Source organism: Iodidimonas nitroreducens, assembly GCA_000710935.1.
Lineage (GTDB): Bacteria > Pseudomonadota > Alphaproteobacteria > Sphingomonadales > Rhodothalassiaceae > Iodidimonas > Iodidimonas nitroreducens.
Map to the genome: position 1 here is coordinate 24,070 of BAYV01000023.1, position 13,898 is coordinate 37,967.

Sequence of the window (13,898 nt, forward strand, 5' to 3'; positions counted from 1 at the left end):
TTCCTATCAGCGATATGCGACGAGGTCTGCACCCTCGGTCAGAAAATAAAGGGTTCCATCGGCAATGATGGGGGGCGCAATCACCCCATCAGGCAGCGTTTCCGCCCCCAAAAATTCGCCTGTGTATGGCGATACCGATAAAATATAGCCATGAGACGAGGCTATGATCAACCGATCCCCCGCCAAAACAGGCCCGGTCCATGAAAGGGGTGTATCGCGATCTTCAGGATTTTTAAACCGCTGCAGGCGGGTTACCCAGCGCACGCGCCCATCGGCCAGTGACAAGGCCGCAAGCTCGGCATCGGCGCTCAAAACAAACAGATATTCGCCAGCAATCCACGGCGTGTGAACCGAAGCAATGCTGCGTTCCCACACCCGTTCACCGCTGCGCATATCGATCGCCGCCATGCTGCCAGCATGGCCAACGGCATAAACCCGCCCGCGCGAGATAACCGGATTGCCATCGATATCCGCCAGGGATGCCAAGGGGGTCAGGCGTCGGGTGCGCGACAGGGTATCCTGCCAGGCCAACCGCCCATTTTCCACGCGCATGGCCATCAATTCGCCCGATGACATGGCGGCCACCACAGTATCGCCAGCAATGGCCGGTGAAGCCGCGCCCAATAGTCCGGCATCTTCGGGCAGGCTGGCCTGAGTCCAGATTAAAGTGCCCTTTTGCGCATCAATGGCCAGAATCTGATTATCCTGAGTTTGCACGAAAACCCGGCCATCCTCGATACTGGGAGCCCCGCGCAGAGGAATCATTGCATCATGACGCCAGAGTTCATCACCGCTTTTCGCGTCCAATGCGGCGAGAAAGCCATAGCCCGTTGAAACGAAAAGCCTGCCATCCGCATAGCCAACCCCGCCACCAAAGGCCAGTGCCCGTTTTTCGCCCTTCATCCTGAGCTGGTTTGTCCAGATCTTGCGGCCATTGCTGGCATTGATCGCCGTTACCAGCCCACGGGTATCGACGGTATAAACCACACCATCATAAACCACGGGCGATGCAATCAAGCGGGTCAGAATATCTGAACCTTCACCAATATCGGTTCGCCACACCCGCTTCAGGCTGCCATTCAAAGCCAGATGCTGCACCACATTTTGCGGTGTGCCCCCCGATTGCGGCCAATCGCGATTGCGATAGGGCTGGGGCAGGATCACCCGCACATCGGCAATCGCCGGATCGGCTTCCAGCTCTTGATCGAAGGTCAAAACCGGGATGCGTTCATCGCTCTCTGCATCATAGCCACCACCGGCATCCGGCTCGCTGATATCTTCGCCACCGGCGCAACCCGCGAGCAGGATCGGCAAAAGCAGCCAATAGGGTTTGAATGTCACTGAACCGGGCTCCCTGTATCGATCTCGGTTCCCCGGTCAGCGGGAACCTGCTGATCAGCGGGAGTCTCATCCGCACCCATGTCGAAAAGAGCCGATAGCTCACTGGCCCGGGCCGCCATGGCGGGGGGCGTGGCCGGATCTTCGGTCAGGCTGGCCAGAGTGCTGCGGGCGGCATCCAGATCATTGAGATTGATTTGAATGATCGCCAATAATTCAGAAGCACTATAATAAAGAGGCTGATCAGGCATCGCCAAAGCCTGCAATTGCGCTTCCGCCTCATCCAATTGGCCGGCTTTAAGCTTGGCCGAAGCCGCCAGATAGGCAGCAAACGCCTGCACATGCCGATCCGATGCTTTTTGCGCCACCTGATCATAAGCAAGAGCGGCCTCAGCAGGATTATTTGCCGCCAGCAAAGCGCTGCCATGCTGCAATCCCGCCATCAGTTCATAGCCGCCATCAAGATCCTTTGTCAGTTCAGCAAAAGAGGCTACGGCCTGTTCCGGGGCCTGCTGGGCGGCTTTTTCAATGCTGGTGGCAAAAAGATCAGAGGCATCGCGCAAGGCAGATTCGCGCATATTGGTCCAAAGCTGCCAGCCCACCACAATGGCAATGATGAAAACCACGGCAAGGACAAAGCTCAGCCCATGCTTGCGCCACAAGGCCAGCATTTGGGCACGGCGCACATCTTCATCGACTTCGCGAAAAATGATATCGGATTCTTCAGCCACGGCTGTCGTTACTCCTTGGTCTTTTCGAGCGGATCCCGTTCCATGCGAACCCTTGGACCCATGCGATTACCCGCAGGCGCTAGCACAGATCAAAGATGATCACCAGATTAAACGGTTTGCCTGATCAAGACGCATCCTTTTTATCTTCAATAACCGAATTTTTGATCACCGGTTTTTTGGCCCGCATTTTATAAACCTGTTCATCCCCCGGAAAATTCCGGCTGCGCACATCCTTGGCATAGGCAGCCACCGCATCGGAAATGCCTGGCCCCAAAGCGGCATATTGGCGCACGAAACGGGGCGACCAATCAAACAGGCCGAGCATATCTTCGGTCACCAGAATTTGCCCATCACAGCGAGCCGAAGCGCCAATGCCAATCACCACAGGGGCCACCAGATCGGTGATCTTTTCGGCCAGTGGCTCGGCCACAGCTTCCACCACCAGCGCAAAGGCGCCCGCATCGGCAATGGCTTTAGCATCATCCAAAATCGGTTGCCAATCCGCCTCCTCGCGCCCTTGGGCGGTATAGCCGCCCGTGCTCAAAACCGATTGTGGCCGCAGCCCCACATGGCCAATCACCGGAATCCCCCGCTCTGTCAGGAAATGCACCGTTTCGGCCTGCGCACGACCGCCTTCAAGCTTCACCGCCTGCGCCCCGGTTTGGGCCAGCATCCGGGCTGCCGTTTCAAAAGCCAGTTCTTTCGAGGCTTCATAGCTGCCAAAAGGCATATCCAGCGCCACCAGCGCCTTTTGTGAGCCACGCATCACCGCCAAGCCATGATTGATGATCATCTCAACAGTCACGCCCAATGTGGAGTCCATCCCATAAAGCGCCATGCCCACGCTATCGCCCACCAAAAGCATGTCGCAATGGGGATCGAGCAGGCGGGCCATCGGCGCGCTATAGGCGGTGAGCGTGACCAGCGGTTCGGGCGATCCTTTGCGCGCGGCGAATTGCGGCACGGTCATGCGTTTGACGATCTGCGGTTTTTGAGGGGTATCGGGTTGCAAACTCATCAGGCATGTCCTTCAGGCACGCAGCGGCGCGCTATGGTTTATGGGGTCGCAAAAAGCCCAAGCCCCAGCACTCTCATTTGGCGGCGCATTATAAAGACCTTGGCAGCCGGGTCCAGCGCCAGCATCAAAAAAGCGCGGGCTATAGAGCTTTTCATTAAAAACAGGAGGTTAAAGGCTGATCAGGTGCTTGAAAAGCCGACCCACCATCCACATTTGCTGCACAACAGCAAAAATGCTGCATCGAAACACCGTCCTCACCCAGCCAGCCCCAATCCAAATGATCAAGCGGAGACCATCATGACCCATGCGAAGCAGCCGATGAATAAGGCGCGCACTGAAACCAGCCTGTTCGAGCCGGTGACCATTGGCGCACTCAGCCTTAAAAATCGCATCGTGATGGCCCCCCTCACCCGCAATCGCGCCGCCGAAGGGCTGGTGCCCGGCCCCCATGCCGCCACCTATTACAGCCAGCGGGCATCGGCAGGCTTGATCATCGCCGAAGCCACCCAGATTTCAGCGCAGGCACAAGGCTATGCCGATACCCCGGGCTGCTATAGCGAAGATCAGATCAAGGGCTGGAAAGCCGTGACCGATGCCGTGCATGAAAAAGGCGGCACGATCATTTTGCAGATCTGGCACACCGGGCGGATGTCTCATACAAGCTTTCAGAAAAATGGGGCCGCCCCCGTTGCCCCATCGGCAGTGCGGGCGCAGGGCAAGACCTTCATCAAGGGCGAGGGATTTGTCGATGTCTCAACGCCCCGCGCGCTTCTTATAGATGAAATCCCAGGCATCATTGCAGATTTTCGCCATGCCGCCCAATGTGCGATGAAGGCGGGCTTTGATGGCGTGGAAATCCATGCCGCCCATGGTTATCTGATCGACAGCTTCCTTCGCGATGGCGCCAATCAGCGCCGCGATGCCTATGGCGGGTCCATTGAAAATCGCGCCCGTTTTCTCATGGAAACCGTTGCCGCCTGTGCCGATGCCATCGGGGCTGATCGCTTAGGCGTGCGCCTGTCGCCGGTTTCTCCGGCGGGCGATAGTAATGACAGCGACCCCCAGGCCCTGTTCAATTATGTGGTGGAACAGCTCAATGCTTATCCCTTGGCCTATCTGCATGTGGTGGAAGGCGCCACCGGCGGCAAACGCGATCATCTGCCCTTTGATTATGAAGCCCTGCATCAGCGTTTTGATGGCGCATGGATGCTCAATAATGGCTATGATCGCGCCATGGCCATCAAGGCCATTGCCGAAGGCCGCGCCGATCTCATTTCATTCGGTCGTCCCTTCATCGCCAATCCCGATCTGGTGGAGCGGCTGCGTGGGAATGCTCCCCTCAATCCTTTGATGGACCCCTCAACCTTTTATGGTGGCGATGCCCATGGCTATATCGATTATCCCACATTGCACGAAACCGCCGCCTGAAGGCCCACCCAATTCACTGCGGTTCGCATAATCGTTTTTAACGATGAGGATGATTTGAATAATCAATTTCTTGAATGAATTAAACGGGTGTATGATGTGCTTCTTCACGTGATATCAAATTTATGAGAGGTCACATCAAATGATGAAACGCATATCCGTCATTGCCTTGCTTGCCGCAAGCATGACACCACAATTTTTGGCCCTGCCCGCACAGGCTCAGCAGCAGGATGCCAAATCGATGCAGGATTGGTGGCCAGAGCGGCTATCCTTGGCCCCTTTGCGCGCCCATTCGGTGGAATCCAATCCCTATGGTGCCGATTTCGATTATGCCAAGGCTTTCGCCAGCCTTGATCTTGCGGCGGTCAAAGCTGATCTCAAGGCGCTGATGACCGATTCCCAGCCCTGGTGGCCCGCCGATTATGGCCATTATGGGCCATTTTTCATTCGCATGTCATGGCATAGTGCGGGCACTTATCGGGTGGGTGATGGCCGGGGGGGCGCCGATGGGGCGCAGCAGCGTTTTGAACCCCTCAATAGCTGGCCCGATAATGTGAGCCTTGATAAGGCCCGGCGTTTATTATGGCCAATCAAGCAAAAATATGGCCGGAATATTTCCTGGGCCGATCTGATCGTGCTCGCAGGTACGGTGGCCATGGATGATATGGGCTTCAAAACCTATGGCTTTGCTGGTGGCCGCACCGATGATTGGGAAGCCGATCGGGTTTATTGGGGCCCGGAAGCTGCCTTTTTGGCCGATGAACGCTATAGCGGTGATCGCGAATTGGACCGGCCCCTGGCAGCGGTGCAGATGGGGCTGATCTATGTGAATCCCGAAGGCCCCAATGGCAATCCCGATCCCCTGGCGGCGGCTCGCGATATTCGCGAAACCTTTGGCCGCATGGCGATGAATGACGAAGAAACCGTGGCCCTGATCGCCGGTGGCCATACCTTTGGCAAGGCCCATGGCGCCCATAAGCCGGATGACTGTTTGGGCGCCGAACCGTCTGCCGCCCCAACCGAGCAACAGGGTTTGGGCTGGAAAAACCGCTGCGGCAAGGGCAATGCCGAAGATACCATCACCAGTGGTCTGGAAGGGGCATGGTCGGCCAATCCCATCGCCTGGAGCACGCAATATCTGGATAATCTCTTCGGATTTGAATGGGTGCAAACCAAAAGCCCGGCGGGGGCCATCCAGTGGATTCCCAGCGAGGAAAGCGCCGCTCAAATGGTGCCCGATGCCCATGATCCCGCAAAGCGCCATGCGCCGATCATGTTCACCACCGATCTCTCGCTCAAATTCGATCCGGCCTATCGCCAGATCGCCAAACGCTTTCAGGAAAATCCCGATGCCTTTGCCGAAGCCTTTGCCAAAGCATGGTTCAAGCTGACCCATCGCGACATGGGGCCGCGCAGCCGGTATATCGGTTCGGATGTGCCCGATGAAGCCCTGCTCTGGCAGGATCCCGTTCCGGCTGTTGATCATGCCCTGATCAATGAAAAAGATGCCGACAAGCTGAAAAAAGCGATCCTTGAGACCGGCCTTGGCGTTCCCCAATTGGTGCGCACGGCTTGGGCATCGGCCGCAAGTTATCGGGGTTCGGATCTGCGCGGCGGCAGCGATGGTGGCCGCTTACGGCTCGACCCCCAAAGAAATTGGGCGGTGAACGATCCCCAGGAACTCGATCAGGTTCTGGGCCAACTCACCAAAATCGCTGAGGATTTCAATGGGCGCCAGAAAGGCGGCAAGAAAATCTCGCTCGCCGATGTGATCGTTCTGGGTGGTGCGGCAGCGATCGAACAAGCAGCCAAGGACGCCGGTTTTAAGGTGAAGGTGCCCTTCACACCCGGGCGCATGGATGCAACACAAGCGCAAACCGATGTTCAATCCTTCGCAGCGCTGGAGCCAAAGGCCGATGCCTTCCGCAATTATTATGCCGCCGAGAACCGTTTGTCTCCGGCAGAAATGCTGGTTGAACGGGCCGATCTTTTGACCCTCACCGTGCCTGAAACCACCGTTCTCCTGGGCGGGCTGCGCGCTCTTAATGCCAATAGCGGCGGCGTGCAGCATGGGGTTTTCACGGATCGTCCGGGCACATTGAGCCATGATTTCTTTGTCAATCTGCTCGATATGTCCACGCAATGGGTGAAATCCTCCAGCAATGATGGGCTTTATGAAGGCCGTGATCGCGAAACCAATGCGGTGAAATGGACCGCTACCCCGGTGGATCTCATTTTCGGTTCGCATTCAGAATTGCGGGCTGTGGCCGAAGTCTATGGCACCAATGATGCGGGAGAAAAATTCGTTCAGGATTTCGTCGCCGCATGGACGAAAGTGATGAACCTCGGTCGCTATTGAGCCATCGTTCAAGATAAAAAGCGAAGGCGGGGCCATCACGGCTCCGCCTTTTTCATATTCACCACATCTCATCACCCGGCCCCCTCTTTCATCACCCCGGGCCCTCATAGGTCATCCGCTCGGATCGAACTGAAATACCGCCTCGAAAGGCTGATTGAAGGTGCGGGCAATGCGAAAGGCCAGTTCCAGAGAGGGGGCGTATTTTCCCGCTTCGATGGCGATCACGGTCTGCCGCGTCGCGCCTACGGCGGCGGCAAGCTCTTGTTGTGTCATCCCCTCTGCCAGCCGCAGCGCACGGATGGCATTTCGCACCCGGCCCTTGCTCATCGCCGGTAATAAATGATCGCGGAACCATCGCGCACCAGTTCCGCAAGGCTCATCAGAAGGAAGAGGGTGAACACCCAATCGGCACGGCTTTCAATGCGCGGATGGAGCGGCTCCCAATCGGCGGGCAAAACGCCGTTGGCGATCAGAAGAACGAGTAGGATGCCAAGCGCCGTCTGCAGAAAGATCATGGCATTGCGCCGCGCTATGCCAAGAATGTTGCGGTCGCGCTCATCCATCTCGAAGCCGTCATGCTGATCTTTGGATGTGGCCTTGCCTATGATCGCACGATGCATTGCCGCAACACCGAAGCTAAACGCAAAAATCACGATAGAGAATATGATCACCGGTATAAAGACGCCGACGAGCGCCATTCCTTCAAGCTGGACAACCTGCCCATCGGATATCATGATCCTAGAGACAAAGAGCAAAATCAGGAAATTCCCGACCAGCATGACCCACCGCCCCATTTCCGCCTGCGACATTGCTTTTCCCTCTATGTAAAAGATATTTGACATAGATAGAGCGCCCACCGTTCAATGTAAAGAGTTTTTTACATTGGATAGTCACAAATTCCGTCGCTTCAGGCTTGAAACAGGGGAAACATTTTTAGTGCCATCATTCCCACTCAATGGTGCCGGGGGGTTTTGAGGTGATATCATAAACCACGCGATTGATCCCGCGCACTTCATTGATGATCCGCGTAGCCACGCGCGAAAGAAAAGCATGATCAAAGGGATAGCTATCGGCGGTCATGCCATCCACCGAGGTCACCGCGCGCAGGGCCAGCACATGATCATAGGTGCGGGCATCGCCCATCACCCCCACGGTTTTAACCGGCAAAAGCACCGCAAAAGCCTGCCAGATGCTGTCATAAAGCCCTTCATTGCGGATTTCTTCGAGATAAATGGCATCGGCCTTGCGCAAAATATCCGCTTTTTCCTTCGTCACCGCACCCGGAATGCGAATGGCAAGCCCCGGCCCGGGAAAAGGATGACGGCCAACGAAATCATCCGGCAGGCCCAGTTCCCGCCCCAAAATCCGCACTTCATCCTTGAACAATTCGCGCAAGGGTTCCACCAGCTTCAGATTCATCTTTTCCGGCAGGCCACCCACATTATGATGGGATTTGATGGTCACTGATGGGCCGCCCGAAAAGGACACGCTTTCAATGACATCGGGATAAAGCGTGCCCTGGGCCAGAAAACCGGCATCCTGAATTTTATCGGCTTCTTCCTGAAACACATCGATGAACAGCCGACCGATGATTTTGCGCTTGGCTTCAGGATCGGTCACGCCATCCAATTCACCCAAGAACAGATCTGATGCATCGCGATGGATCAGCGGAATATTATAATGTTTGCGGAACAGATCCACCACCTGCTGCGCTTCGCCCATGCGTAAAAGGCCGGTATCCACAAAAACGCAGGTGAGTTGATCGCCGATGGCTTCATGCAGTAAAACCGCCACCACCGAGCTATCAACCCCCCCGGAAAGGCCGCAGATCACCCGGCTATCGCCTACTTGGGCACGAATTTCAGCGATTTTGGCATCACGAAAAGCCGCCATCGACCAATCGGCCGCACAACCACAAACGGCATGAACGAAATTGCTGATCAGCTGTTTGCCATGGGGGGTGTGGATCACTTCGGGATGAAATTGCAGGCCATAAAATCGGAGGGCATCATTGGCAATGGCGGCAAAGGGCGCGCCTTTGGAGGTGCCCACAACCCGAAAGCCATTCGGCAGGGAGGCCACCCGATCCCCATGGCTCATCCACACCTGTTCGCGGCCGCCCGCCTGCCAAAAGCCTTCAAATAAATGGCAATCATCAACCAGATCGAGAAAGGCCCGGCCAAATTCCTGATGATCAGAGACCGCGACAACGCCCCCAAGCTGCTGCACCATGGTTTGCTGACCATAGCATATCCCCAGAACGGGCACCCCCATGCTGAACACCCGATCCGGGGCGCGGGGCGCATCATCCCATGTGACAGAGGCCGGCCCGCCCGACAAAATAATGCCTTTGGGGGCAAAATCATCAAGCATCGCCTCCGCCGCATTGAAGGGGACGATTTCGCAATAAACCCCGGCTTCACGCACACGTCGGGCGATGAGCTGGGTGACCTGACTGCCGAAGTCAAGAATGAGGATATGATCTGACATAAGCGGCTTTTAAACGGCCCTTTCGCGGCTGTCCATTCCTGAATTTCATGCCCGGATTTCAGGGATTTTGCGGATCGCCAGCGCCAGCATCGGGCCCAGCTTCAGACTCAGTGCCAGGATCGGGAGCAGCCTCCGGTCCTTCGGCATATCGGGCTTTATAGTGATCGATGGCCTTTGCCACGCTGGTCATTTCCTCGCAGCCCTGATCCGCACAAAGCCGCTTTAGAAGTTCAAGATTATCGAGCGCTTTCACCAAGCCATCATTGGCCAGATAAATCAGGCTTTCCGCCTTGATAGCCGCCAGATTATAAGGTTCGATATCAAGCACACGGCGATAATAATCCATCCCCGCGCGGCGATCCCCCATCGCCCGATACACATCGCCCAAGCCGATCAAAGCCATCATATTGGCGGGATCAGCAATCAGCGCTGCTTCAAATTTCTTTTGGGCCGCATCGAAATTTTCCGCTTTCATCGCTGCCACCCCGGCATCGATGAGATTTTGCGATGCCGATTGAAAGCGCTTTGCTGTGCCCCCACTGGCATAAGATGCCGGTGTCATCAGGGCGAAAAGCCCCAAAACCATCAACAACAAACCCAAAAGCCGAAATCCATCATGGCCTTGATGCTTCACTCTGCGCTGGCTTTGCCTATTCAGTTTAAAAGCGGTTTTCATCGGTTTGGGCCTCATATCCCATTTATCCCATTCGTACAGAAACAGGGTTCATATGTCGTCGCCATCCGGCGCAATCAAGATATTCACTCAGGGCAGCGCTGCAAAAGTGCCAGAAAAAATCCATCCGTGCCATGTCGCGCCGGGGTCAGTTGCAGCATTTCAGGCGCATGGGATGCCGTTTCGGGCAAATCTGCAAGCCCCACATCCCCAAGCTTGCGATGATAATCTGTCAATTCCCATTGATCATTGCGGGAAAGGGCATAATCGATAACATCTTCATTTTCCTCGCCCAGAATGGAGCAGGTCATATAGGCAATGCGCCCCTTGGGGCCCGCCAGCATCATGGCCTCAAGCAAAAGACTGCGCTGCAAAGCCACGGCTTCGGCCAGAAACTCTTCATCCAAACGCCAGCGCAATTCGGGATTGCGCCGCCATGTGCCGCTGCCCGAACAGGGCGCATCCACCACCACCAGATCCATTTGCCCGTTAAAGCGATAGAGCTGATCGGCACGTTTTTCCGCCCCCAAGGTGAGGCGATGAATCTGCAGATTGGTCAATCGGGCACGATCTGCCCGCTCCTTCAATTCCTGCAAGCGGCGCTTATCGGTATCAAGGGCATAGATCTGCCCCTTATTCTGCATCAAAGCCCCCAAAGCCAGCGTTTTACCGCCCGCGCCCGCACACAGCTCCAGCACCTGATCACGCGGCGCCACACCGCTTAATAATGCCGCGATCTGCGAGGCTTCATCCTGAATTTCAAACAGGCCTTTGCCAAAAGCAGGCAAGGATTTCAAAGGCACCGGATCGGACAGGCGCAACCCCAAGGGGCTATAGGGGGTTTTGGTGGCCGCAAACCCATGATCCGTCAAAAGCCCCAGCACATCATCGCGCGATGATTTAAGGCTGTTGACCCGCAAATCAAGCGGTGCGCGACCGGCCAAAGCCTCGATCTCGGTTTCCGTGGCATCGCCATAGCGATGGATCAGCCGCTCCGCCAGCCAGGGCGGCACATTGAGCCGGGCATCCAATGGCGGCGTTTCCAAAGCCTGTGCCCGCAAAAGCCGGGTGGTCTCGTCCTCGCTTGGGGCCTCGATGGCATAGTTGCCCAGAAACAAATCAGCAGGCAAGGGCTGATCGGCAGGCAGGCGAAGGCGCAGATAAAGCAAGGCAAGGGTGCGGGGATCAATGGTCAGGCCAGCCGACATCAGCCGCCAGCCATAATCGCCGCGCATTCGGATCACACCATAAACATGATCGGTGATGGCCGCGCGATCCGATGAACCGGCATAGCGTCGTTGTTGGAAATAACGCCGGATCAACTGATCGGCCGCCGCCCTACGATGCTTTAAGGCTTCATCGATTTCGGTCAACAGATCAATGGCAGCAGCCAATCGGGCAGAAGGGGTCATCAGCGGATCTTTTCTTTTTTTAAGGAGCCATCAGATAGGGGGCCAATGAAGGTTTTTCCTGAATAAGCGCCCATAAAACATTAATTCAAATTATAATTTGGCGATTCACGAGTGATCGAAACATCATGCACATGGCTTTCCCTCAGGCCGGAATTGGTGATCCGCACAAAGCGTGCACGCTGGTGCATTTCTTCGATTGTGCGGGAGCCGGTATAGCCCATTCCCGCCCGCAAACCGCCCATCAATTGATGCAGCACATTCTTGCACGGGCCTTTGAACGGCACCTGACCTTCCACCCCTTCGGGCACCAGTTTCAAGCTGTCTTTGATATCTTCCTGAAAATAGCGATCCGCTGAGCCGCGCGCCATGGCCCCCACCGATCCCATGCCGCGATAGGCTTTATAAGATCGGCCCTGATACAAAAACACCTCGCCCGGCGCTTCCTGTGTGCCCGCCAGCAGGGAACCGATCATGCAGGCATGGGCACCGGCGGCAATGGCTTTGGCCACATCACCCGATTGGCGCAAGCCGCCATCGGCAATCACCGGGATGCCATGCTGCCTGGCCACCGCCACCACATCCATGATGGCGGTGAGCTGCGGCACCCCCACCCCGGCCACAACCCGGGTGGTGCAGATCGATCCCGGCCCGATCCCCACCTTCACCGCATCGGCACCGGCATCGATCAGAGCCAAAGCGGCATCGGCGGTGGCGACATTGCCCGCCATTAATTGCACATGGCCATAAGCCCGCTTGATCCGCCGCACCGTATCGATCACCCGCGCGGAATGACCATGGGCGGTATCCAGAACGATCAGATCGCAATCGGCATCGATCAAGGCTTCGGATCGTTCGAACCCATGATCCCCCACGGTCGTTGCCGCTGCTACCCGCAAGCGCCCGGTGCCATCCTTGGCGGCATCGGGATAAGCCACTGACTTTTCCATATCCTTCACCGTGATCAGCCCGATGCAGCGGAAATGTTCATCCACCACCACCAGCTTTTCAATCCGATGCTGGTGCAGCAGCTTTTTCGCCTGCTCGCTGGAAACGCCGGGCTGTACCGTGATCAGGCCTTCGCGGGTCATCAATTCAGAGATCGGTTGCCCGGGATTGGTGGCAAAGCGCACATCGCGATTGGTCACGATCCCCACCAAACGGCCCGGCCCCACGCCATTTTCGCGGGTGACGACCGGAATCCCGGAAATTTTATAGCGGGCCATCAGATCAAGGGCATCGGCCAGAGTTTCATCGGAATGCATGGTCACCGGATTGACAACCATTCCGGCTTCGAATTTCTTCACCTGCCGCACCATCTGCGCCTGTTCGGCAATACTGTTATTGCGATGCAAAACCCCAATGCCCCCATATTGGGCAAGGGCAATGGCCAGATCGGTTTCCGTTACGGTATCCATTGCCGATGATAAAAGCGGCACTTTAAGCCGGATGTCTTTTGTGATGTGTGTGCTTAGATCGGCCTGAGCGGGCATCACATCCGATGCCCCGGGAACAAGCAGAACATCATCAAATGTCAAACCCAAAGGAATATCCATGGTGCGGGGTCCTCTCTTCACGCGTCTCGTCCGGAAAACATGGCGCCTATATGCCATTGCGGGTCCACAAGTCCAAAGGGTTTCTTGGAATTTGCGACCCATCCGCCTTGTTTAAAAAACGCTCAATCCGGCTCGGGTGGCTCCATGCGGGGGGAATGGCTTTTGGATCGACCCTGAAAGCCGGTGGCAATCACATACCATTCAACCGATTCAGGGCGGCTTGCAGGCGGCTTGCTATGCCTGACTTTGGCGAAATTTTCTTTCATCCGTTGCAACAATTCACCTTCTGTGCCCCCACGTAAAACCTTGGCCACAAAAACCCCACCATCAGCGAGCACATCCATGGCAAAATCAAGCGCCGCTTCGCATAGGCCCATGGTGCGCAAATGATCGGTTTGTTTATGGCCGGTGGTGGGGGCGGCCATATCCGAAAGCACCAGCTGTGCTTCCCCGTTCAAAAGCGCTTTCAGGCGGTCGGGGGCGTCGGGATCGAGAAAATCCATTTCGATCAGTTCGGCCCCGGTGATCGGCTCCATGGGCAGAATGTCGATCCCCACGATTTTGGTGTCTTTCCAGCCGCTTTTAGCGTGGCGCTGAGCCAGAACCTGTGTCCAACCCCCGGGGGCGGCGCCCAGATCGACAACCCTTTGCACGCCTTTCAACAAACCAAATTTCTCATCAAGCTCCAAAAGTTTAAAGGCGGCGCGGGAGCGAAAACCCTGCCTGCGTGCCTCTTCTACATAAGGATCGTTCAACTGCCTTTGAAGCCATCGCGTGGATGATAATTTTCGGCCCCGTGCCGTGCGCACCCTCACCTTCAGGGCACTTCGGCCTCGCGGTCCGCTTTTTGCCGGCGGTCGCGCCATGGCTGTCTCCTCAATCTTCATTGCCCGGCCACA

General features: G+C 56.3%; 12 protein-coding genes. 2 read left to right on the plus strand and 10 right to left on the minus strand.

Annotation, left to right across the window (positions count from 1 at the left end; translation table 11 throughout):
• Nucleotides 1-6: 6 nt before the first annotated feature.
• The 3 genes from AQ1_RS09630 to panB form a co-directional block, all read right to left on the minus strand.
• On the minus strand, nucleotides 7-1,341 hold the full coding sequence (locus tag AQ1_RS09630) for an outer membrane protein assembly factor BamB family protein (protein WP_042086684.1): 1,335 nt from the start codon (nucleotides 1,339-1,341) through the stop codon (nucleotides 7-9).
• Nucleotides 1,338-2,069, minus strand: coding sequence for a tetratricopeptide repeat protein (locus AQ1_RS09635; protein ID WP_042086686.1), 732 nt, complete (start codon nucleotides 2,067-2,069; stop codon nucleotides 1,338-1,340). Before AQ1_RS09635 ends, AQ1_RS09630 begins: the two co-directional genes overlap by 4 nt.
• Before the next feature lie 124 nt (nucleotides 2,070-2,193).
• On the minus strand, nucleotides 2,194-3,087 hold the full coding sequence (panB, locus tag AQ1_RS09640; protein ID WP_042086688.1) for a 3-methyl-2-oxobutanoate hydroxymethyltransferase: 894 nt from the start codon (nucleotides 3,085-3,087) through the stop codon (nucleotides 2,194-2,196).
• A gap of 297 nt (nucleotides 3,088-3,384) precedes the next feature.
• Here panB and AQ1_RS09645 point away from each other — a divergent pair, with 297 nt between their 5' ends.
• A complete protein-coding gene (locus tag AQ1_RS09645; protein ID WP_081837249.1) occupies nucleotides 3,385-4,515 on the plus strand; it encodes an alkene reductase in 1,131 nt (376 codons plus the stop codon).
• A 181-nt stretch (nucleotides 4,516-4,696) separates the two neighbouring features.
• Complete coding sequence (katG, locus tag AQ1_RS09650) at nucleotides 4,697-6,871, plus strand: catalase/peroxidase HPI (protein WP_462687121.1); 2,175 nt, start codon at nucleotides 4,697-4,699, stop codon at nucleotides 6,869-6,871.
• 111 nt (nucleotides 6,872-6,982) lie between these two features.
• Here katG and AQ1_RS09655 read toward each other — a convergent pair whose 3' ends face one another.
• The 7 genes from AQ1_RS09655 to AQ1_RS09685 form a co-directional block, all read right to left on the minus strand.
• Nucleotides 6,983-7,198: a helix-turn-helix transcriptional regulator gene (locus AQ1_RS09655; protein WP_042086696.1), complete on the minus strand. Its 216-nt coding sequence runs from the start codon at nucleotides 7,196-7,198 to the stop codon at nucleotides 6,983-6,985.
• Nucleotides 7,195-7,680 carry a hypothetical protein gene (locus tag AQ1_RS09660; protein ID WP_152550413.1) on the minus strand — a complete coding sequence of 162 codons (486 nt, stop codon included), beginning with the start codon at nucleotides 7,678-7,680 and terminating at the stop codon, nucleotides 7,195-7,197. Before AQ1_RS09660 ends, AQ1_RS09655 begins: the two co-directional genes overlap by 4 nt.
• Nucleotides 7,681-7,813: 133 nt before the next feature.
• Nucleotides 7,814-9,361, minus strand: coding sequence for a glutamine-hydrolyzing GMP synthase (guaA, locus tag AQ1_RS09665; RefSeq protein WP_042086699.1), 1,548 nt, complete (start codon nucleotides 9,359-9,361; stop codon nucleotides 7,814-7,816).
• A 58-nt stretch (nucleotides 9,362-9,419) separates the two neighbouring features.
• The gene (locus AQ1_RS09670; protein ID WP_161760542.1) at nucleotides 9,420-9,995 is read right to left on the minus strand and encodes a tetratricopeptide repeat protein; all 576 of its coding nucleotides are present in this window, start codon (nucleotides 9,993-9,995) and stop codon (nucleotides 9,420-9,422) included.
• Between the two features lie 125 nt (nucleotides 9,996-10,120).
• Nucleotides 10,121-11,446: an RsmB/NOP family class I SAM-dependent RNA methyltransferase gene (locus AQ1_RS09675; RefSeq protein WP_042086704.1), complete on the minus strand. Its 1,326-nt coding sequence runs from the start codon at nucleotides 11,444-11,446 to the stop codon at nucleotides 10,121-10,123.
• 80 nt (nucleotides 11,447-11,526) lie between these two features.
• Nucleotides 11,527-12,999: an IMP dehydrogenase gene (gene guaB / locus AQ1_RS09680; RefSeq protein ID WP_042086705.1), complete on the minus strand. Its 1,473-nt coding sequence runs from the start codon at nucleotides 12,997-12,999 to the stop codon at nucleotides 11,527-11,529.
• 122 nt (nucleotides 13,000-13,121) lie between these two features.
• Nucleotides 13,122-13,886 (minus strand): RlmE family RNA methyltransferase, encoded by a 765-nt coding sequence (locus tag AQ1_RS09685; protein WP_390624372.1) that lies wholly within the window; start codon nucleotides 13,884-13,886, stop codon nucleotides 13,122-13,124.
• Between the last annotated feature and the right edge of the window lie 12 nt (nucleotides 13,887-13,898).